At 61.9% G+C, this 19,925-nt stretch carries 16 protein-coding genes; 6 read left to right on the top strand and 10 right to left on the bottom strand.

Features of this window, described 5'->3' with window-relative positions:
* Positions 1-56 precede the first annotated feature (56 nt).
* Positions 57-872, top strand: a complete 816-nt coding sequence (locus tag IEX57_RS12680) for a cysteine hydrolase family protein (protein WP_188704723.1) — start codon at positions 57-59, stop codon at positions 870-872.
* 66 nt (positions 873-938) lie between these two features.
* Entirely contained in the window at positions 939-2,165 is a 1,227-nt protein-coding gene (gene pncB, locus IEX57_RS12675) for a nicotinate phosphoribosyltransferase (protein WP_188704722.1), read from the top strand.
* Between the two features lie 74 nt (positions 2,166-2,239).
* On the opposite strand, the gene pta is transcribed toward pncB, so the two are convergent.
* Both pta and IEX57_RS12665 read right to left on the bottom strand, forming a co-directional pair.
* Positions 2,240-4,297 carry a phosphate acetyltransferase gene (pta, locus tag IEX57_RS12670; RefSeq protein WP_188704721.1) on the bottom strand — a complete coding sequence of 686 codons (2,058 nt, stop codon included), beginning with the start codon at positions 4,295-4,297 and terminating at the stop codon, positions 2,240-2,242.
* A gap of 276 nt (positions 4,298-4,573) precedes the next feature.
* On the bottom strand, positions 4,574-5,470 hold the full coding sequence (locus IEX57_RS12665; protein WP_188704720.1) for a hypothetical protein: 897 nt from the start codon (positions 5,468-5,470) through the stop codon (positions 4,574-4,576).
* A 271-nt stretch (positions 5,471-5,741) separates the two neighbouring features.
* On the opposite strand from IEX57_RS12665, the gene IEX57_RS12660 reads away from it, so the two are divergent.
* Both IEX57_RS12660 and IEX57_RS12655 read left to right on the top strand, forming a co-directional pair.
* Complete coding sequence (locus tag IEX57_RS12660; protein ID WP_188704719.1) at positions 5,742-7,781, top strand: M3 family metallopeptidase; 2,040 nt, start codon at positions 5,742-5,744, stop codon at positions 7,779-7,781.
* Between the two features lie 48 nt (positions 7,782-7,829).
* Entirely contained in the window at positions 7,830-10,178 is a 2,349-nt protein-coding gene (locus tag IEX57_RS12655) for a carbohydrate binding family 9 domain-containing protein (protein ID WP_188704718.1), read from the top strand.
* Positions 10,179-10,250: 72 nt separating this feature from the next.
* Here the strand turns inward: IEX57_RS12655 and IEX57_RS12650 are convergent, their stop codons facing one another.
* From IEX57_RS12650 to IEX57_RS12640, 3 genes are all read right to left on the bottom strand, one after another.
* Positions 10,251-10,472, bottom strand: coding sequence for an HP1242/YdcH family protein (locus IEX57_RS12650; protein WP_188704717.1), 222 nt, complete (start codon positions 10,470-10,472; stop codon positions 10,251-10,253).
* Between the two features lie 68 nt (positions 10,473-10,540).
* Complete coding sequence (locus IEX57_RS12645) at positions 10,541-11,167, bottom strand: glutathione S-transferase family protein (RefSeq protein WP_188704716.1); 627 nt, start codon at positions 11,165-11,167, stop codon at positions 10,541-10,543.
* 57 nt (positions 11,168-11,224) lie between these two features.
* Positions 11,225-13,138 carry a B12-binding domain-containing radical SAM protein gene (locus IEX57_RS12640; RefSeq protein WP_188704715.1) on the bottom strand — a complete coding sequence of 638 codons (1,914 nt, stop codon included), beginning with the start codon at positions 13,136-13,138 and terminating at the stop codon, positions 11,225-11,227.
* 217 nt (positions 13,139-13,355) lie between these two features.
* On the opposite strand from IEX57_RS12640, the gene IEX57_RS12635 reads away from it, so the two are divergent.
* Positions 13,356-14,114, top strand: coding sequence for a CDP-diacylglycerol diphosphatase (locus IEX57_RS12635; protein WP_188704714.1), 759 nt, complete (start codon positions 13,356-13,358; stop codon positions 14,112-14,114).
* Between the two features lie 12 nt (positions 14,115-14,126).
* Here the strand turns inward: IEX57_RS12635 and IEX57_RS12630 are convergent, their stop codons facing one another.
* From IEX57_RS12630 to IEX57_RS12620, 3 genes are all read right to left on the bottom strand, one after another.
* Positions 14,127-14,726, bottom strand: a complete 600-nt coding sequence (locus IEX57_RS12630; RefSeq protein WP_188704713.1) for a LysE family translocator — start codon at positions 14,724-14,726, stop codon at positions 14,127-14,129.
* Positions 14,727-14,785: 59 nt separating this feature from the next.
* Positions 14,786-15,619 carry an AraC family transcriptional regulator gene (locus tag IEX57_RS12625; protein ID WP_188704712.1) on the bottom strand — a complete coding sequence of 278 codons (834 nt, stop codon included), beginning with the start codon at positions 15,617-15,619 and terminating at the stop codon, positions 14,786-14,788.
* 125 nt (positions 15,620-15,744) lie between these two features.
* A complete protein-coding gene (locus tag IEX57_RS12620) occupies positions 15,745-16,260 on the bottom strand; it encodes a carboxymuconolactone decarboxylase family protein (RefSeq protein WP_188704711.1) in 516 nt (171 codons plus the stop codon).
* A gap of 131 nt (positions 16,261-16,391) precedes the next feature.
* On the opposite strand from IEX57_RS12620, the gene IEX57_RS12615 reads away from it, so the two are divergent.
* The gene (locus IEX57_RS12615) at positions 16,392-17,222 is read left to right on the top strand and encodes an AraC family transcriptional regulator (protein ID WP_188704710.1); all 831 of its coding nucleotides are present in this window, start codon (positions 16,392-16,394) and stop codon (positions 17,220-17,222) included.
* A gap of 10 nt (positions 17,223-17,232) precedes the next feature.
* Here IEX57_RS12615 and IEX57_RS21310 read toward each other — a convergent pair whose 3' ends face one another.
* Entirely contained in the window at positions 17,233-18,687 is a 1,455-nt protein-coding gene (locus tag IEX57_RS21310) for a carbohydrate-binding protein (RefSeq protein ID WP_188704709.1), read from the bottom strand.
* 278 nt (positions 18,688-18,965) lie between these two features.
* A complete protein-coding gene (locus tag IEX57_RS12605) occupies positions 18,966-19,850 on the bottom strand; it encodes a transporter substrate-binding domain-containing protein (RefSeq protein ID WP_188704708.1) in 885 nt (294 codons plus the stop codon).
* Between the last annotated feature and the right edge of the window lie 75 nt (positions 19,851-19,925).

The following is a 19,925-nucleotide window of genomic DNA, read 5'->3' as shown; positions in this document are numbered from 1 at the left end:
CAGAAACACGTATAGTGTGATCCTTGCCAACCCGATCTTGTCATCAGGAGCCGGCCATGACTGTCCTGGCCAAAGCGGCAACCCAGTTGCTGCTGATTGATCCGCAGAATGATTTTTGCGATATCCCGGGCGCTGCCCTGCCCGTTCCCGGCGCCAATGCCGACATGCAACGCGTGGCCGACCTGCTGGCCAGACATGCCGCCAGATTTGATGCCATCCACGTCACGCTCGATAGCCACCGGCCCATCGACATCGCCCACCCGGCATGGTGGCGTGACGCCAGCGGCCAGTCTCCCGCGCCGTTCACGCTGATTACTCAAACCGAGGTACAGCAGGGCCGCTGGCAAGCGCGTGACCCTGCCTTGCAAGCGGCCAGCCTGCGTTATGTACAAGAACTGACCCGCCGTGGTCATTACCAGTTGCTGGTCTGGCCAGAGCATTGCCTGATCGGCAGTTGGGGTCACAATGTGCATGCGGGGCTGTTTGCGGCGCTTAACCAGTGGTCGCGCCAGCAAATCCGCCCGGTGCATTACCAGATCAAGGGGCTTAATCCGGGCACGGAGCATTATTCCGCCATTGAAGCCGAGGTGCCGGACCCGGCTGACCCGCACACCCTGCCGGATCAGGACTGGATTGCCCGGCTGCAAACCGCCGATACCATCGTCATAGCTGGCGAGGCGTTGTCGCACTGCGTGGCCGGCACCGTGCGCGATCTGGCCAGGCAACTGGGTGACGCGCACGTGCACAAGCTGCTATTACTGACTGATTGCAGCAGTGCCGTCAGCGGCTTTGAAGAAGCGGGCAATACCTTCGTCCAGGAACTGGTCGCGCGGGGCATGCGTACGGCCACCAGCGACACCCTGTTTGCCTGAACGGGCCACCGTGGCCCAACCCGTCGTCCCGATTTTTGCCGGCGCAGCCCGCGCCAGGAGCACTGCATGACCTTCGCCAACCCGGTGATTGAATCCTTGCTGGATACCGATCTTTACAAGTTCACCATGATGCAGGAAATCCTGCACCACCAGCCCGAAACGCAGGCGGAATACACGTTCCGCTGCCGCAACAAGCCGGCTTACCCGCTGGCCACGCTGAAGGCAGAAATCGACGCCCAGCTTGATCACCTGTGCACCTTGCGCTTTAGCGAGGCAGAGCTGGCCTACCTTGGCAACCTGCGTTTCATGCGCGGCGATTTCATTGATTTCCTGCGGCTGTTCCAGCTGCAGCGCAAGTTCATTACGGTCGAAGAATCCACCACCATTGCTGGCAACCTGGATATCCGCGTGCGCGGGCCCATGCTGCATTGCATGTTGTTCGAGATCTACGCGCTTTCCATCGTCAACGAAGTGTATTTCCGTCACTTTGACCACAGCACCGCGCTGGCCGAAGGCCGCAAGCGGCTGGCCGCCAAGGTAGCGCTGTTGCGTGAGTTCGGCAAAGAGCCGCAAGAACGCGCCAACTTCATCTTTTTCGACTTCGGCACCCGCCGCCGTTTCAGCCGCGACTGGCAAGAAGAAGTCGTGTCAACCCTGGCGCGCGATGCCAAACCGTTCATGCGTGGCACCAGCAATCTCCTGCTAGCCATGCGCCACGGACTGACGCCGATCGGCACCATGGCGCATGAATACATGCAGGCCTTTCAGTGCTTTGGCTCACGGCTGCGGGATTTCCAGAAAAACGCGCTGGAACACTGGGTGCGCGAATATCGCGGCGATCTGGGTATCGCCCTCACCGATGTGGTCGGCATGGATGCCTTCCTGCGGGATTTCGACCTGTATTTCTGCAAGCTGTTTGACGGCCTGCGCCATGACTCGGGCGACCCGTTCACCTGGGGCGAAAAGGCCATCGCGCATTACGAGAAAATGCGGATTGATCCGTCCACCAAACAACTGGTGTTCAGCGACGGGCTTGATCTGGAACGCGCCATCGCGCTGTACCGGCATTTTGGCGAACGCACCAAGCCCTCGTTTGGCATTGGCACCAATCTGACCAATGATTGCGGGATCGAACCGCTGCAGATCGTGATCAAACTGACGCGCTGCAACGGCCAGTACGTGGCCAAGGTGAGCGACAGCCCGGGCAAGGGGATGTGCGAGGACGTGAACTTCCTCAATTATCTGTGCGATGTATTTGATATCCCGAACCGGGAAGCCGTATTGCCGCACTAAGCCTCCGGCGCCTTCCCACAAAAAAAAGCCGGCATACGCCGGCTTTTTTTTGTGGAATGCCTGCCCGCCTGGGCTCAGGCCCCGGTCTGGCCTGCCATCTGCTGGGCCTGAATGGCGGTCAGCGCAATGGTGAACACAATGTCATCCACCAGCGCCCCGCGTGAAAGATCGTTCACCGGTTTGCGCAGCCCTTGCAGCATGGGGCCGACGCTGACGACATGCGCGCTGCGCTGCACCGCTTTGTAGGTGGTGTTGCCGGTGTTCAGGTCCGGGAACACAAACACGGTGGCCTGGCCGGCGACCTTGCTGCCCGGCGCTTTCTGCGCGGCGACGTCGGCAGTGGAAGCGGCGTCGTATTGCAGCGGGCCGTCCAGCACCAGTTCCGGGTGTTTCTCGTGCGCCAGTTCCGTGGCTTCGCGCACTTTGTCCACGTCTACGCCCGCGCCTGATTTGCCGGTGCTGTAGCTGATCATGGCCACTTTGGGATCAATGCCAAAAGCCAGCGCGCTGTCCGCGCTTTGCTTGGCGATTTCCGCCAGTTGCACCGCAGTCGGGTTGGGGTTGATGGCGCAATCGCCATACACCAGCACCTGATCGGGCATCAGCATGAAAAACACCGACGACACAATGGACGAACCCGGCGCGGTCTTGATCAGTTGCAAGGCCGGGCGCACGGTGCTGGCCGTGGTGTGGATGGCGCCAGAAACCAGGCCATCGACCTTGTTGACCGCCAGCATCATGGTGCCCAGTACCACCGAGTCCCCCAGTTGTTCCAGCGCCTGGATATCGGTCAGGCCCTTGCTCTTTCTGAGTTCGACCATGGGGGCAACGTATTCCTGGCGGATTTCTTCCGGGTCCAGAATCTGCAGGCTGGCCGGCAGTTGCACGCCTTGCGCCGCCGCCACGGCTTCAATGGTGGCGCGTTTGCCCAGCAGCACGCAGTGGGCGATGCCTTTTTCTTCACAGATCACCGCGGCCTTGATGGTGCGCGGCTCTTCGCCCTCCGGCAGCACGATGCGTTTCTTGTGCGAGCGCGCTTTCTGGATCAGCTGGTAACGGAATGCCGGCGGCGACATGCGGGTGGACGGCGCCACCTTCACGGCGTTCATCAGATGCACCGTGCCCAATTGGTCCGCCACGGCATCAAGCACCAGATTCATGCGTTCGGTATCGTCCGCGGCGACGGCGGGCGGCACGCGGCTGATGCGCTCGGCCGTGCCATAGCTGTCGGTATCCGTGCGCAGGACCGGAATACCACTCTTCAATGCCGTGGTCGCCAGCGCCTGGATACGCGGATCAGGCGCGCTGGTGTGGGTCAGCAACAAACCGGCCAGCTGGATGCCGCTGCTGGCAGCCAGTGCGGTGGCCAGCATCACGTCGTCACGATCACCGGCGCTGACAATCAGCGCGCCTGGCTTCATGCGTTCCACCACTTCGGGTACAGAACGCGCGGCAATCACGGTTTCCTGCACGCGGCGGGTGGCCAGTTCACCTTCGATCAGGATTTCAGCGTTGAGGTGGCGGGCGACGTCCAGCGTGCGCGGCGCCATCAGGCCGGCGTCGTATTTGATCACGCCCCACAGCGGAATGCCGTCCAGCTCGTACTGGGCCGAGGCAGCGTCAAAACTGGCGGGCGCCTTGTTGAAGATCACGCCGGCCACGCGGCGGCCTTCGTTCTGCAACTGGCGGCCGGTCACGCGCGCTTCTGCTGCCGCGCCAGAGACCGAGGCATTGGAAACCAGAATGATCTCTGCCTGCATGCTGCGGGCAATTTCATCGTTCAGGCGCGCGGTAATGGGGTTGCTGGCATCAATATGCAGCCCTTCGATCACCAGCACATCCACGCCCTGCGCGGCGGTCATGCACAGGCTGACCACGTCTTCGAGCAGTTCATCGTTCTGGCCGGCCACCACGCGTGCCACAACTTGTGCGGTCGACAGCGGCGTGGGGCTGTTGATGTGGCAGATGGTGCTGGCAAAGTGGGTGGAGCGCTCGATGTCGCCATGATCCTGCCCCACCGGTTTGACAAAACCCACCTTCAAACCCTGATGTTGCAAGGCGCGCACCACGCCCAGCGATACCGATGTCAGCCCCACGTTTTGCCGGGTCGGCGCAATCAAGAATGTCTGCATTTTGGAGTTCCTGTGCTCACCGCGCTGGGCGGCTGGTTTCGGCCTGGGAAAATGGGATCGCCATCTGCCATCACAATGCCGTTGGTATAGTCTAGACGTGATTCGCTGGTCTTCTGGCGGGCACGCCACCACGCCCACCCCGCCGTTCATTGAGCAAGATCATGCCTTTTTCAGATTCAACTTGCTTTGGGAAAAGGCAAATGAACCCGGATGCCTGCCGTGAATAGTTGTTTGACATTTTTTCGGCTATGCCAACGTCACTGCTGCAGCGCAGCATCAGGCTGGTTGCAAGCGGCTGCGCTCCTCGGCATACCAGCTTTGCAAGCCCTCCTCCTCAAATGCTGCCGCCATGGCGTCGGCCTGCGCCAATGCTTGCCGGCTGGCGGCGACATCGCCCAGAAGTTGCAGGGCATGCGCCAGTGCCAGGCGCAAAAAGGTCTCGTCGACCGGGGCGGGTTCATGCGCGGCAATCAGTTGCAACCCGGTCAGCGCGTGTTCTTGCGCCGCCACGCCTTGCGCCATTTTGTTATGCACCAGCGCCAGCAGGAAATGCGCGCGCGGCTGATTGACGGGCGTGCCGTGTCGCTGCCAGAAGTGCAAGGCGGCCCTGGCGGCGCGCAGCATCAGCGCGGTTTCTGCTTCATCCAGCGCTGATTCATCCAGCAATTGCGACGCCAGGTTGTTGCTGGCCACGGCCAGCGCCCGGTCACAACCGGGCTCGGCACCGGCAGAGTCGGCCAGTTTGAGTAGCGCGTCATACAGCGGTTCAGCCTCGGTCAGGCGTCTGGCCGCCACCAGCGCCTGCACCACCAGCGCGCAAAACCGGATATGCGTCACCAGGCTTTGCGCAGGCGCCAGCGCAATCAGCCGGGCCTGGCTGGCCAGGGCCGCCGCGGCGTCGCCCGCCATCCATTGCGCAACGGCGACATGCAGCCACACGCCAGACAGATCTGCCCCGGCCGGCAACTGGCTGACCACCGACTCTGCCATGCTGCGCGCGGCAGGCCAGTCGTGCAGGTGATGCCCGAACAGATGCGTGGCCAGCCGCAAAAAATCAGCCGCGTCCTGGGCGTTATCTGCCTGATGCATGGCGCCACGCAAAACGGCGGCCACTTCTTCTGGCTGGCGCGCGTGATCCTTCCAGCCTTGTTCGACCATCCCTGCCAGATTCATGAGGCGCATACTCCCGCAAATGCTGATGTTGTGGCTCATTGTAGCCAGCATACTCAAACCCGTAATCCTTGCCGGCAAGTCACTGTTATTGCGTGCATTACCACGTGCAAACGCAAAGAAGCGGCACCTATGTGGTGCCAAAGCCCGGCGTGTGTAGCGCAGAGCATGACTGAGGCCATCCGGGCTTTGACCGGCCTCAAATAATACTGGCAAAGTGTTCAGCTAACCCAAGCTATTGCCGCTTTAGAACAGCCCAAAAGGCCAGAACATCATGACTACCCACAGCAATCCGCTGCTAGAAAGCTGGGCTACCCCGCACCAGTTGCCGCCCTTTGACCTGATCCGTGCCGAGCACTTTGCGCCGGCATTTGAAACCCTGTTTGCCGAACACCTGGCCGAAATCGACGCCATTGCCGCCAACCCGGCCGCTCCCGATTTTGCCAACACCGCAGCGGCATTTGATGCCGCCGGTGCCCGCCTGACGCGGGTACAACTGCTGTTTGAAAACCTGACGCTGTCTGAATCCACGGCTGAACTGCAGGCAGTGGAGCTGGCCATGGCGCCAAAGCTGGCCGCCCATACCAGCCGCGTCGGCATGCATGAAGGCTTTTTCGCCAGGCTGGATGCCTTGTACCAGCAGCGCCAGCAACTGGAGCTGGCAGAAGAAGAGCGCCGTCTGCTGGATCGTTTGCATACCGATTTCATCCGCACCGGCGCCAAGCTTGAAGGCGCCGATCGCACCCGCTTTGCCGAAATCGCCAGCCGCATTGCCGAACTCTCTGCCCGGTTCAGCCAGAACGTGCTGGCCGACGAAGCCGAGTTCCGCCTGACGCTGACGTCTGAAGCCGAGCTGGCCGGCCTGCCGCCGTTCTTGCGGGATGCTGCACAAAGCGCCGCGCGTGAACGTGGTGTGGATGGCTATGTCATCACGCTGTCGCGCTCGCTGGTGGTGCCGTTCCTGAGCTACTCCACCCGCCGTGACCTGCGCGAAACCGCATGGAAAGCCTGGGTGAGCCGTGGCGAAACCCCGGGGCGCGAAACCGGCCCGCAGGCGCAGGAAATCCTGGCGCTGCGTTATGAAAAGGCCATGCTGCTGGGTTACAAGAACTTTGCCGATTTCGCCCTGGCTGACCGCATGGCGGGCACGCCGCAGGCCGTGTACGACCTGCTGCAACAGGTCTGGGAACCGGCCAAGCGCCGCTGCGAAGCCGAGAAGGCCGATCTGGTCGCCATTGCCCGCAAACTGGGCGAGCCGGATGCCGTACAAGCCTGGGACTGGTTCTACCTGTCCGAGAAAGTGCGCGCCGACAAGTACGATCTGGATGACGCCGAGATCAAGCCCTACTTCAGCCTGGATGCCATGCTGGGCGCCGCGTTTGATTGCGCCGGCCAGCTGTTCGGCCTGAGCTTTGCCGAGCGCCATGACGTGCCGCTGTATCACCCGGATGTGCGCCTGTTTGAAGTCAGCCGCAATGGCGAGGTGATGGGGCTGTTCCTGTCAGACAACTACGCCCGCGCCAGCAAGCGCGGCGGGGCCTGGATGCATATCTACCGGGGCCAGTCGCGCAATGGCGCGGTCAAGCTGCCGGTGGTGGTGAACAACAACAACTTCGCCAAAGCCAGCAGCGGCCCGACCCTGCTGGGCTTTGATGATGTACGCACGCTGTTCCACGAGTTTGGCCACGGCCTGCACGGCTTGCTGTCCAACGTGACCTACAACCGTCTGGCCGGCACCAATGTGCCGCAAGACTATGTGGAACTGCCTTCGCAGTTGCTGGAAAACTGGGCGCTGGTGCCGGAAGTGCTGGAAAAGCACGCCCGGCATGTCCAGACCGGCGAGGTAATCCCGGCAGAACTGGTCAAGCGGATTCGCGCAGCGGCCACGTTCAACCAGGGTTTCGAGACCGTCCGGTATACCGCTTGCACGCTGATTGATCTGGCGCTGCATCAGGAAACCGATCCGGCCGGTGTCGACATTGCCACCTTTGAAGCGACGGAACGCGCGCGTCTGGGTGTTCCTCCGGAAGCCGGCATGAACCATCGCCTGGCACATTTCCGGCATTTGTTCTCGGATGAATGGTACGCCGCCGGTTACTACGTCTACATGTGGGCGGAAGTGCTGGAAGCCGAAGCGTTCGAGGCCTTTGAAGAAGCGGGCAATCCGTTTGATCCGGCCCTGTCTGACAAGCTCTACCGCTATATCTACAGCGCCGGCAACAGCCGCGAGCAGAAACTGGCTTTCCGCACCTTCCGCGGTAAAGAGCCGGTTGCTGCGCCCATGCTGCGCAAACGCGGACTGATCGAAGCCTGACCCCGCACATGTTCAAGCCCACCGGCCCTGCGGGGCCGGTGCGGCGGCGTGCGCCCGTGTGACGGCCTGATCCGGCAGAACCTGGCAGAACAAGAAGAAAAAACAGGCAACAAAAACAAGAAGAAGAACCGCACCATGATCCCCAATGCGTTTTATCGCTGGCCGGCCTGTGCCGTGCTGGCACTGGCCTCACTGAGCCTGACTGCACCTGCCCACGCCAACAACGCCTGTGCGGCGCGCCACGTGCCCGACAACGCCAAAGTGGTGTTCGACGGCACGCTGGACGATGCCCTGTGGCAGTCGGCCACCGAGTACGACCAGTTCTGGGAATACCAGCCGGTGGACGGCAAGGTGGCGCCCGTGCGCACCACCGTGCGCGTGCTGTATGACGCCAGGGCGGTGTACTTTGGTATCCGCGCCTATGACCCGCACCCGGAAAACATCCGCGCGCCGCTGGTGCGGCGTGACAACGTGAAGACCAATCAGGACTTCGTGGCGGTCTATCTGGACCCGATCGGCGCCGGTAAATCCGCCATGTTTGTGCGGGTGAACCCCAGCGGCGTGATTGCCGATGGCACGTACAGCGCGGACACCGACAACGCGGATTTCTCTCCGGATTTCGAGGTCGACGCCCGGGCCGTGCGGCTGGCTGATGGTTACTCGGCGGTGATCCGCATTCCGTTTACCGAATTGCGTTTTACCGATAACGCCAAAAAGAGCTGGCAGTTCCAGATCATGCGCAGCTATCCGCGTGATCAGACCTATCTGTTCCTGAGCGTGCCGCTGATGCAGACGGCCACCAACATGCTGGAACTGATGTCACCGCTGGATGATCTGCAAGCCGCGCCGCCCAACAACAGCGTCAGCGTACGGCCGCAAGTGACCGTGCGTGCTGATCGCGACAGTGTGGCCGGGCAGCCGGCCAGGCAGTCCCAGCATCTGGATGCCGGGGTTGATCTGAAATGGCAGCCCAACGCCGCATGGGTGGTCGATGCCACGCTCAAGCCGGATTTCTCCCAGATTGAGCTGGATGTGCCGCAACTGACCAGCAACGCGCAGTTTGCCCTGCAATTGCAGGAAAAACGCCCGTTCTTCCTGGAAAGCAGCGACATTCTGGAATCCCCCTCGCTGATGAACGAGCAAGGGGGCAACGGCTCGCGTGCCTTGTACACGCGCTCTATCACGCAGCCGGACTGGGGTTTGCGCGCCACCCGCCGCGACGACAATACCGAAGCCACCATCATGGCGGCAGCGGATACCGGCGGCGGCCAGGTGCTGATTCCGCACGCGTTTACCACGGACGAAGTCAGCCAGCCGGAATCGGACGTCGCCTTTGGCCGCGCCCGCACATACCTGGACAACTTCTCGGTGGGCGGCCTGTTTACCGCACGCAATTACGCAGATGGCGCGGGCGGCAATGCGGTGATCGGCCCGGACGTGGTCTGGCGCTCGGCCGAAGGCGACCGGATTCGCGGACAGTGGTTGTTGTCCAGCACCTCGGCGCTGGCGGGCGATGACGGCTTGTTGCACAAAGGCGTGGCCCAGAGCGGTTCTGACGTGCTGGTGGACTGGATCCGCAAAACGCCGGACTGGGAACCGTCACTTACTTATCAGCAGGTCTCTGATGCCTTCCGCGATGACACCGGCTTTTTCGGCCAGTCCGGTTATCGGCAACTGACCGCGCAACTGGTGCAAAAGAAGCGTCTGGGCGAAGACTGGAGCGAGCTGGACAGCTACGTGCTCTACCAGCAGTCCGTCACCACTGATGACGGCAGCACGGTGCAGCGGCTGGTTGATCCGGGCTTCACGCTGTATGGGCCGCACAATACAGCCATCAATGTGGAATACCACCCGGCCCAGGCCCAGCGCGTGAAAGCCGGCGGCGAGCTGCACAGCTTCGATCAGGTCTTGCTGGATGTGCAATCCAACCCGGCGGCCTGGTTTCCGTTTATCGAAGCCAAAACCATTCTGGGTGATCAGGTAGATATCGAGAATGATCGCGTCAGCCCGGGCGTGTACACGCTGCTTGATGCCCGTTTCCGGGCGCTGGACCGGCTGGAGATCGAGCCGCGTTTCGAGCAAACCGTACTGCGCGGCCCGGATGGCGATACCACCTTGCGTGATACCGCCATGCAGTTGCTGGCCGTGCTGCATTTCACTGGCCAGGATTCGGCCCGCGCCATTGTGCAGCGGGAAACCACGCGCCGCAGCGCGGCTTTGCCGACAGATGTCGCGCCATCGTTTTACCAGAGCGATTCGGTCTCGTTGACTTATGCGCACCGCTGGTCAGCGCTCAAGGTCTGGTATCTGGGCGCCACCTGGAGCCAGAGTATCCAGACTGGCTCTGCGACTACGCGGGATGCCGAGGTGTTTACCAAGTTCCAGTTTGAAATCTGATCAATCTGGTACGCCCACAAAAAAACCGCGGCCATGCACCGCGGTTTTTTTGTGGGTTGAGCCCCGCGGGGATCAGACCGGTGCGGCGGCTTTTTTCAGCAACAAGTGCAGTTCGTCCTTGATCCGCAGCTTCTCTTTTTTCAGGGTTTCGACTTCCAGTTCGTTGTAGCCGGGCACGCGGGTTTCAATCTGTTTGATGGCGTGATCCAGTTCGTTATGGCGGTTAAAAAGACGGGTGAAATGCGGGTTGGTCTGCTTGAGCTGGGTGATCAGGTCACGGTATTCCGGAAACATGCGCGGCTCCTTTGTCGTGGGCAAACCCCTACGCTAGGGGTTTGCCACACGCCGTGTGCTGATCCGGATCAAGGCCAGTATCGGGCCTCCACCTGCGCAAAGGACGGATGCGCTTCAATGCGCGCCAGCAACGCGCTGAACGCCGGGCGCGAGCCCTTGAGATACGCGCGCGCACCAGACCATTTGGAAACCACCACCGCCAGAAAATCCAGTGCCCCGGGCGAAGCGCCGTTCAGGAACGGCGTGGCAGGCCAGGTATCGGCAAAGGTATCCCACAAGGTATGCAGCCGCTGGCGCGTGCCTAGTTTGATCGCGGCAAGCGTGCTCTCGTCAGCGCCGGTGATCCAGCGCTCGGGGTAGTCGATGACGCCAATGGCGGCGTAGCAATTGGCCGCAATATAGACAAGGCCGCGGATCGCCTGGGCCTGAGCAGAAAGATCGGTCGGCAACAGGCCGCTGTGCGGGTACGCCAGGCCCAAGTGGATCAGAATGGCAGCGCTTTCCGTCAGCACACTGCCGTCGGGCAGGACCAGCGTCGGGATCTGCGCCAGCGGGTTGATCCGCCGCAGTTCATCCAGTCCCCTGCCGGGCTCCCACGAGGCGGCGTCGATCACCTGGTACGGGACATCCAGCAGCGCCAGCGCCGCTTCAATGGCAGCAGCGCCAGACGTTTTGGTGCCATAAAGCGTGTACATGAGCATGCCCTGTGCGCGGTTGCCAACCGTCAGTCTAGGCCATGCCCCGGACGGGTGTTACATCGCCCCCAGCGCCTGGGCGATGTAATGGCGCGGCACCTGGGGTTTGGGCACACGCACGGCAAACCAGCGGCGCACATCCTGCTCCAGCGCAATGCCGTGCATGAAGTTGTACAGCGCCTTGTTCAGCGCCTCGCCCATCAGGTCATGATCCACGCCCGTGGGGTCAACAAAACCGACGTCATTGGTGGCGAAGGTGATCTCTGGCAGCGGTTCGAGCGTAATGCCGTACTCTTGCGGGTTCTGGCCGACCGGCGAATGCACCGTACAGGCAAAGCGGTGGAAAAAGCCGGACTGGATGCAACCCTCTTCAAACAACTGGCGCACGTACTCCAGTGCATCCACCGTGTCCTGAACGGTCTGCGTGGGAAAACCGTACATAAGATAAGCGTGGACCAGGATGCCGGCCTCGGTAAACGCGCGGGTCACGCGGGCGACCTGCTCGACCGAGACGCCTTTTTTCATCAGCTTGAGCAAGCGGTCAGACGCCACTTCCAGCCCGCCGGAGATGGCAATGCAGCCGCTGTCGGCCAGCAACTGGCACAACTCTGGCGTGAACGATTTTTCAAACCGCACATTGCCCCACCAGGAAATGGACAAATTGCGGCGCAGCAATTCTTCCGCCAGCGCCTTGAGCGCTTTGGGCGGCGCGGCCTCATCAACAAAGTGAAAGCCGGTCTGCCCGGTTTCGGCCACGATGCGCTCGATGCGGTCGACCAGTTCCACCGCCGAGGCGTTCTCATAGCGGGAGATATAATCCAGGCTGACATCGCAAAAACTGCATTTCTTCCAGTAGCAGCCGTGCGCCACGGTCAGCTTGTTCCAGCGCCCGTCTGACCACAGCCGGTGCATGGGGTTGAGCATGTCCAGCAGCGACAGATACTTGTTCAACGGCAGGCCATCCCACGTGGGCGTGCCGACTTCGGCAAACGGCACATCGGCTTCCATCATGTTGATGTACTGCACCTTGCCTTCGGCATTGCGCACAAAGGTGCGCACCAGCCGCTGTTGCGATCGCTTGCCTTCAATGTGTTCCAGCAGCGCCAGCAAGGGGCGCTCGCCGGCGTCCAGCGTGACGTAATCTACATAATCGAACACGCGCGGCTCTTTGAGTTCGCGCAGTTCGGTGTTCACAAAGCCGCCCCCAAGGCCAATCACAATGAACGGGTCATGCGCCTTGATGCTCTGCGCAATGCGGAACGCCGCATATACCGCGCCCGGGAAAGGCACCGACAGCAACACCAGCGTGGGCTTGTGCTGTTCGATGGCGGCCAGGGTCAACGCGTGCAACGTGTCATCGACCAGATTGGCCGGCGCGGCCAGGGCCGTGGCCAAGGGCTCGAACGTCGGCTGGCTTTGGGCCAGCGATTCGGCGTAGCGCACAAATTCAAAGCGCGCATCGACCGCCTCGCGCAGCACATCTGAAATATCGTTCAGATACAGCGTGGCCAGATGCCGGGCGCGATCCTGCATGCCCAGCGCGCCAAACGCCCAGGCCAGCGGGTCGCCGCCGTCTTCATCCACGTACACATCCAGCGACTCAAAGCGCGGGCCTTCCGGTAGAAAGTTGCGGTTGCAGATGCGGTGGCCCAGCGTGGAATCGCGCCCTTGCAAAAACCCGACCGTGGCGTCGATGGTGGCCAGATAGCGCTCGAACTGCTCGCAGAACTGGTACACCGCCGCACTGCGCTGGCGTGGGGGAATGGCGTGCTGGATGTGATCGAACAGCTTTTGCAAACCGCTGCGGCTGAACAGGCTCAGCACCAGTTCCAGCGCCAGATCATGCTGGAACGCCGTGACATTGCGCGAACGCAGAAAGCCGGTCAGATACGCCGTGGAAGGGTACGGCGTATTGAGCTGCGTCATGGGCGGGATCAGCGAGAGCACACGTGTGGGGCGGTCGGCGGTCATGATGCGCTCCGGCAGATCAGGCAAGACAGATACGCCGGCGCACACGGCCGGTTACAGCGTACAGACATAGGGCTCTCAAGGGTTCGGCTTGCTCGGGACAGGGCGGATTGTCACACGAACGAGGCAATACAACGGTATATTCGGGCCAGCCAGCCGCCCGCTGGCAGTGTTCATTATACCTGTTCGCCGCGGGCCTTCTGCCCCGCCGGAGCCACCCATGAAAGTACGCCGTTTTCTTGTCGTCGCCCTGACCCTTGCCAGCGCCCTGGCCGCAGCGGACGAACAAGCCTGCCAGGGCCGCAACGATCTGCCGCGCGTGCTGGAGCATGTCTGCTACAACGGCCAGCCGGACCCGGTGAGTTGCCCGTATCACGATGACGCGTTCGGTATTTTCGAGAACAACCGCGCGCCGTATCACTACTTGCTGGTGCCCAAACAGAAAGTCTGCGGTATTGAAAACGAGGCGCTGTGGCAAAGCGGCACGCACGACTGGTTTGCCGAGGCCTGGCGCCTGCGGCATATGTTTGCCGATGCCAAACCGGTCAGCGGCGGCGTGCCGCTGGCGCGTGTCGGTATCGCGATCAATTCCATTCCGGGCCGCAGTCAGGGCCAGTTGCATGTGCATATCAGCTGCGTGGAAACCGGCGTGGCCAGACAACTGGCGGCGCATGCCAGCCAGTTCAATGACCGCTGGCAACCGCTGGACTTGACCACCACCGACGGCGTGCAGCATTACCTGGCGCGCCGGCTGGCCGGCCCACAAATCGACGCCGATCTGTTCGCCAGCCTGGCCAAAGCGCACCCGGAACTGGCTGCGGACAAAGGCAACATCACCGCGTTTGCCGCCAGCGTGGCTGACGGTGACGCCACGCGGCCACTGGTGCTGATCGGCCACTATAGCGATCACAACCAGGGCCACGCTGAAGACTTGCTGGACGGCTGCGGCAACGTGCAGGCCGAACCCAGACCCCAGTAACAGGCGCCGCGCTCAGCCCAGCATGCTCGACCAGGCCGACAGCAGCAACAACACCGCCAGCGCCTGATTCAGCCAGCGCCAGTGCCGCGGCGAATGCAGCAATACCGCCACCCCGCGCCCCAGCAATGCCCAAAGCGCCATGCACAGCACAGCGGCGATAAAGAAGATCAGCGCCATCAGCGCCACGCGGGTGGATTTATCCGGCCCGTTGCCGGCAAACACGCTGACCACGGCCAGCGCCATCATCCACACCTTGGGGTTAACGATCTGCAGCCCGCCGCCGGCCAGCATGCCCATCTGGCCGCGGCCGGTATCGCCCGCTTGCGGTACTTCTGGCGGGTGGCGGAACAACAGCCAGGACAAATGCGTCAGCCAGGCCAGCGCCAGCCACCTGGCGCCGGTCTGGATGGCCGGGTGACTCATCAACACATTGCCAAGGCCCCAGCCCGTGAACAGCACAATGGCCGAGGCCGCGACGCAAATACCCAGCGTAAGCCGCAAGGCCGACGCCAGCCCGAACCGGGCGCTGCTGGACAACACCAGAATATTGGCCGGCCCCGGCGTGATTGAGGCGACAAGCGCAAAGACGGTGAACGGTAACAGGGATTGCATGATCGGCTCCTCGGCGCGGTGTGCGCTGTTGAGCCGTTATTCTGTAAACCGTCGCGGGGCTAGTCTGGAAGCTTTGTGCAGATCTTGCGGTACTGGGCCGGGCTTAACCGATAGGCGCGCTGGAACCAGCGGCCAAAGTGGCTTTGATCGGCAAAACCCAGCGCGGCGGCAACTTCAGCCGGCGTGTCGCCGCGCGCCAGGCGCGTGCGGGCGCGGGCCAGCCGCAGCTGGATCAGATAGGCATGCGGCGCCACGCCAAACGCCGCCTTGAAGGCGCGGGTCAGGCGAAAACGGTCGGTGCCGGCCACTTGCGCCAGTTCATCCAGCCCGACGTCTTCCATGTAATGCGCGTGCAGGTAATCACGCGCGCGCCAGGCGGCGGCCGGTAACTGGATATCCTCCCGGGTTTTGCGCCAGGACAGATGCGCGCTCAGGCTGGTCAGCAACCGGTCCAGGCTGGCCTCACGCACAATACGCATTTCCTGGTGGTGTAGCGCGTTGAACGCGCCCATGGTCGCCAGCGCCAGCGTCGGGTCGTCCGACAGTGTATTGGGAAAGCCCATCTCGAACCCGCCCGGCGCTTCTTCAAACAGCGTCGCCATGGCGCCATCCAGCCAGGCCGGATCGACATACAGCGTGTAGTAGGTGAAGCCCTCTTTTTCCGGAGCATGACCATCGTGGATTTCGCCGGGCTCCAGCAAAAACACATGCCCGGGCGTGCTGTTGACGCGGTTGCGGCGGCAGTTGAATTGCTGCACGCCCTGGCGGGTTACGCCAATGACATAGGTATCGTGCCAGTGCGGATCATAGGCGTGACCTTCAAAGTGCGCGTGCATGGTTTCAATGCGGGTTTGCGCATCTTGTCGCAAATCCAGCCAGTCACTCGCTCCCATGTTGGTTCACCCCCGTTACGCGCCCGCAGCACCTGTGAGCTTATATGGGGTCGGCCGGGGATTTCTAGAATATTCGTGCAGCATAACGCGGCCGGAAGATCACCGGTCATGCTGCACGCAGGGCCTCAGGCTGCCGGCGGAAAATCAATCGGGGTACCGGCGATGATGTTCAGATAGTTGGTCAGCGTCAGCTGGGCTGCGACGCCAATCACGTCAATGATCTGCGCATCGGTCACGCCAGCGGCGCGGGCGGCGGCCAGTTCAGCGGCCGGCACATGCCCCCGGGTTTGCACAATCTGCTGCGCCAGGCGCGTCAGCGCGTTCAGATCACCATTGCGGGCGCTGGCAATGTCCGCCTGCGCCAACCCGACCTTGCCGGCGGCAAAGGTGTGCCCGGCCAGGCAGTAGTCACAACCATTGACTTGCGACACCGCCAGCGCCACGGCCTCACGCTCTTTGGCCGACAGGCTGGAGCGCACCAGCGCGGCTTGCAGTTGCAGATAGCCACCCAGCGTGGCTGGCGCATTGGCCATCACTTTGTACATATTGGGCACAAAACCGACGGCGCGGCCCACGGCCTGCAACTGGGTCTGAACGGCTTCAGGGGCGTTTTCCGGCACAACGGGGGCGATGGTGGTCATGGTGTTTCTCCGTAATCAGGTCTGTTGTTGATGCGTGATTGCACAGTGCCCAGATTACGCAGTCAGATCAGCACAATGGCTGCAAATCATCCAGAATATGCAACAGATCGTCTCACCAAAGGCCTGGACTGATGGATCGGCTATCCAGTTTGCTTACCCGGTTTGCCGTACATGCCGGCGTATTTCATAGCGGCGCGTTTTGCGGCATCAGCGCGTTTGATGGCAACGGCGCCACCGGCACCGTGCATTTACTGCGGGCCGGGCGGGTCAGCGTGACCCTGGCAGACGGCCAGGAACTGACCATCACCGAGCCCGCCCTGCTGTTTATTGCACGGCCGTATCGCCACCGTTTGCACTCGGTTGAGGCCGATCAGACCGAACTGGTCTGCGCGGCGCTGGGCTTTGATGGGGGCAGCGGCAACCCGCTGGCCAGCGCGTTTCCGGATTATCTGTTGCTGCCGCTGGCAGACCTGCCGCAACTGCGCCAGACGCTGGAGTGGCTGTTTGCCGAGGCATTTGGCGAGGGTTGCGGGCGCATGGCCATGGTGGATCGCTTGTTTGAGTTGCTGGTGATCCAGTTGATGCGCCATGTGCTGGATACTGGCGGCGTGCGCGGCGGCATGCTGGCCGGGCTGGCTGATCCACGGCTGGCACGCGCGCTCAACCTGATTCATGCCGCGCCCGGTGATGCATTGAGTCTGGACACGCTGGCTGCCGCCGCGCTGATGTCACGCGCCCGCTTTGCCGCCCATTTTCATGCGGTGATCGGGCAATCGCCCGGGGACTACCTGCTGGAATGGCGCCTGGGCCTAGCCCGGCAGCGCCTGCGTGAAGGGGTGTCGATCCAGATTGTGGCGGGCGAAGTGGGTTATGAAAGCCCATCCGCACTGGCACGGGCATTCCGCCGCAAAACCGGCCAGAGCCCGCGTGAATGGCTACGCGATCAGGCCATCAAGCCCTGAGGTCACACATCTATTTGCAAACGCCGCCGGCCTTCCACAACGAGGGCGTCGCGGCCGGGTTCCAGTTGGCGCCCGCGTAATCTGTCTGCGTCACCAGCGCGGTGTAGTTCTTGCCGTTGAAGCTGACCACGGCACCCACCGCGTAACTGCCACCGTCTTGCCAGACCGGACACGTCCCGGCCGAAGGCGCGGGGGCCGGCGTCGGCTGGGTTGCGGGCGGCGGGACAGTCGCGGCGCCCTGGCAAGCGCCAGCGACCGACCACGGCTGACCGCTGCCGGCCGGGCCGCTGTTGGTGGCCGGGTTGTTGCCCTGCGTCCACCAGTTGGCCTTGTAGTTCACGCCGGCCTCGCTGACGAGTGCGCCGCCAAGATACGCCGTATTGGCATTCCAGGCGGTGTAACACGCCCCGCCAGGCGTCGGGGCCGGCGTCGGGCTGGGCGCAGGTTGCGGTGTCGGCACGGGCGTGGGTACCGGCGTCGGGGTCGGCGTGGCAGTGCTCCCGCCCGTCTGCGCAGCCTGGAACATGTGCAAAAACTGGAAACCGGTCTGCGTGGTATCGGAATAATCGTCCTTGCTACCCGTGCCGGCGCGGTCACGCTGCAAGGCCCAGTAGCTCAGCAGGCCAATGCCGTTCTGCCGGGCAAAACCGGCCACGGTGCTGGCGTCATTGGTGCTGAAGACTTCGGACGGATCATCATTCACGCCAATCATGGGCGTTATGCCGATCATGCCCCACAGCTCGCTGCTGGTCTTGCCGGGGAACACGCTCTTGAGCTGGTTGTACGCGGCCGTAGCCGAGCCCGTCGCCGCCTTGCCCATATTGCTGATGCCGCAATTGCTGTCGCAATAGTCCATGGTCATCAGGTTGACCACACTGACATTCACGCCGGCCAGCGCGGCCGACTGCACCACCGCCAGACCATCGCTCTCCAGCCCGTTCTGCGCCACCGGCAAGGTGAGCGAGACATACAAGGACGGATAGCGCTGCTGCAGTTGCAGGATGGCGGCATTGCGCACCGTGTTGAGGTTGCCCTTGCCCAGCTGCGCGCCTTCTACGTCAAAGTCGATGGCCCGCACACCGGTGGTTTGCAGGATGCCCGCAATCAGGTTGGCCATTTGCGTCGCGGTACAGACGGCCTCCAGATAGGTACCGTCTGCCCCGCCAAAAGAAATGATCACGCGCCCGCCCGCAGCCTGGAAGGCGGTCAGGTCGCTTTGCATTTGCGATACGGACTGATCAACGGCACAGCCGTTTCTGGAGACAAGAAACGCCAGCGTGGCGCTTTGCAAACCGGCCTTGCTGCGCGCATCCATCAGGCTGGTTATGGCGTAACTGGTGTTGCCATACGCCCAGGTCATGAAGTACGGAGAGACATCCATGGCAAGGCCCGGCCGCACGGTGCCTGCCAGCGCCAGCGCGCACATCAGTGCCTTCAGGCGTGTGGAGCCTGCCGGTTTGCCCATGTTATCGATGTCCCTGGTCGTGTGATGTCACGGGCAGCATGCGCCCGGCAGATGTCATGCAGATTTGAAAACGTTTTCAAAATTCTGACACCACACTATATAAAGCTACGGGGTTTGAGCAAGCGGCACCGTGTGCGCTATCCCGTTGGCACGATGAACGGTCAAAGCCCCTGAATTTGCTGATGGTTTGCATACCGGCCGGTATGTTTTCAGGATGGGCGGACGCAAAAAAGGCAACCCGCAGGTTGCCTTTTTTGTACTCAGCGCGCCAGCCAGAATCAGCAAGCGCCCTTGTCGATCAGGCTGCACTGGCGCGAATACGCTGGCGAACGGATCGCATCACGGGTCAGCGTGTTGACCGGCACACCCAGTTCGGCCGAATAAGACTCCGCAGCGCGGATGGCTTTTTCAGTGTGCGAGAAATTGTTGCGAACGCCAGCGCTGACCAGCTTGCCAAACGCGGTATCACCCAGGCGGAACGCAATGCCGTACGGTTCGACAGAAAGCGGATCACTGAAGGTGAATTGCTTGAAATCCAGACCGGCCTTGTGGATGGCGCCCTGAATCAGCAGTTCATCGTCCAGGTAAGCCACGGCCTTGTGATCTTGCAGGGCCTGAATGCCTTGTGCCGCGTCATTCACGCTCAGCACATGAATGCCACCGACCATTTTGGAAATCAGCTCGATATGGCTGGAACCGGCCTTGAGTGCCAGCGTCTTGCCTTCCAGCGACGGCAACGAGGGCTTGGTGCCGGCAAGGCTGACAAGGCGCGAGGTCGTGACAAAATCCACCACAGAGAAACCCACTTGCTTCTGGCGTTCTTCAGTAATGGTGGTCGAACCGCATTCCATGTCGATCTTGCCGTCCTTGATCATGGCAAGACGGTTTTGCGCAGTCACCGGCACAAACTTGATCTTCACCGGCTTTTTGACGGCATCAGAAATGGTAGTGGCGACGATATCGCGGCACAGATCAACCACAAACCCGGTCGGGTTGTCGTTCACCACATACGACACCGGCTGGGACGACTGGCGATAGCCGATATTGATCGTGCCGGTGGCCTTGATGTTATCCAGGGTATCGGCTTGGGCAGGGGTGGCCAGGACGATCAACGCAGCCGTCAGCGGGTAAGCCAGGGCTGTAATAAAACTACGCAGTTGCATGGTGATGCCCTGCCTCACAGAGTAAAAAAGGATCGGCTCGATTCTACCGTGGATTCACATGGCAACGTCATGAAT

It is taken from the genome of Silvimonas iriomotensis, assembly GCF_014645535.1.
GTDB lineage: Bacteria > Pseudomonadota > Gammaproteobacteria > Burkholderiales > Chitinibacteraceae > Silvimonas > Silvimonas iriomotensis.
The sequence above is the reverse complement of the archived record's forward strand: the minus strand, read 5'-3'. Positions and strand labels throughout refer to the sequence as shown.

Excerpts from the sequence above, each read along its gene's own strand:
- IEX57_RS12680 (WP_188704723.1), top strand. The coding sequence starts at position 57 with ATGACTGTCCTGGCCAAAGCGGCAACCCAGTTGCTGCTGATTGATCCG.
- pncB (WP_188704722.1), top strand. The coding sequence starts at position 939 with ATGACCTTCGCCAACCCGGTGATTGAATCCTTGCTGGATACCGATCTT.
- pta (WP_188704721.1), bottom strand. The coding sequence starts at position 4,297 with ATGCAGACATTCTTGATTGCGCCGACCCGGCAAAACGTGGGGCTGACA.
- IEX57_RS12665 (WP_188704720.1), bottom strand. The coding sequence starts at position 5,470 with ATGAATCTGGCAGGGATGGTCGAACAAGGCTGGAAGGATCACGCGCGC.
- IEX57_RS12660 (WP_188704719.1), top strand. The coding sequence starts at position 5,742 with ATGACTACCCACAGCAATCCGCTGCTAGAAAGCTGGGCTACCCCGCAC.
- IEX57_RS12650 (WP_188704717.1), bottom strand. The coding sequence starts at position 10,472 with ATGTTTCCGGAATACCGTGACCTGATCACCCAGCTCAAGCAGACCAAC.
- IEX57_RS12645 (WP_188704716.1), bottom strand. The coding sequence starts at position 11,167 with ATGTACACGCTTTATGGCACCAAAACGTCTGGCGCTGCTGCCATTGAA.
- IEX57_RS12640 (WP_188704715.1), bottom strand. The coding sequence starts at position 13,138 with ATGACCGCCGACCGCCCCACACGTGTGCTCTCGCTGATCCCGCCCATG.
- IEX57_RS12635 (WP_188704714.1), top strand. The coding sequence starts at position 13,356 with ATGAAAGTACGCCGTTTTCTTGTCGTCGCCCTGACCCTTGCCAGCGCC.
- IEX57_RS12630 (WP_188704713.1), bottom strand. The coding sequence starts at position 14,726 with ATGCAATCCCTGTTACCGTTCACCGTCTTTGCGCTTGTCGCCTCAATC.
- IEX57_RS12625 (WP_188704712.1), bottom strand. The coding sequence starts at position 15,619 with ATGGGAGCGAGTGACTGGCTGGATTTGCGACAAGATGCGCAAACCCGC.
- IEX57_RS12620 (WP_188704711.1), bottom strand. The coding sequence starts at position 16,260 with ATGACCACCATCGCCCCCGTTGTGCCGGAAAACGCCCCTGAAGCCGTT.
- IEX57_RS12615 (WP_188704710.1), top strand. The coding sequence starts at position 16,392 with ATGGATCGGCTATCCAGTTTGCTTACCCGGTTTGCCGTACATGCCGGC.
- IEX57_RS21310 (WP_188704709.1), bottom strand. The coding sequence starts at position 18,687 with ATGGGCAAACCGGCAGGCTCCACACGCCTGAAGGCACTGATGTGCGCG.
- IEX57_RS12605 (WP_188704708.1), bottom strand. The coding sequence starts at position 19,850 with ATGCAACTGCGTAGTTTTATTACAGCCCTGGCTTACCCGCTGACGGCT.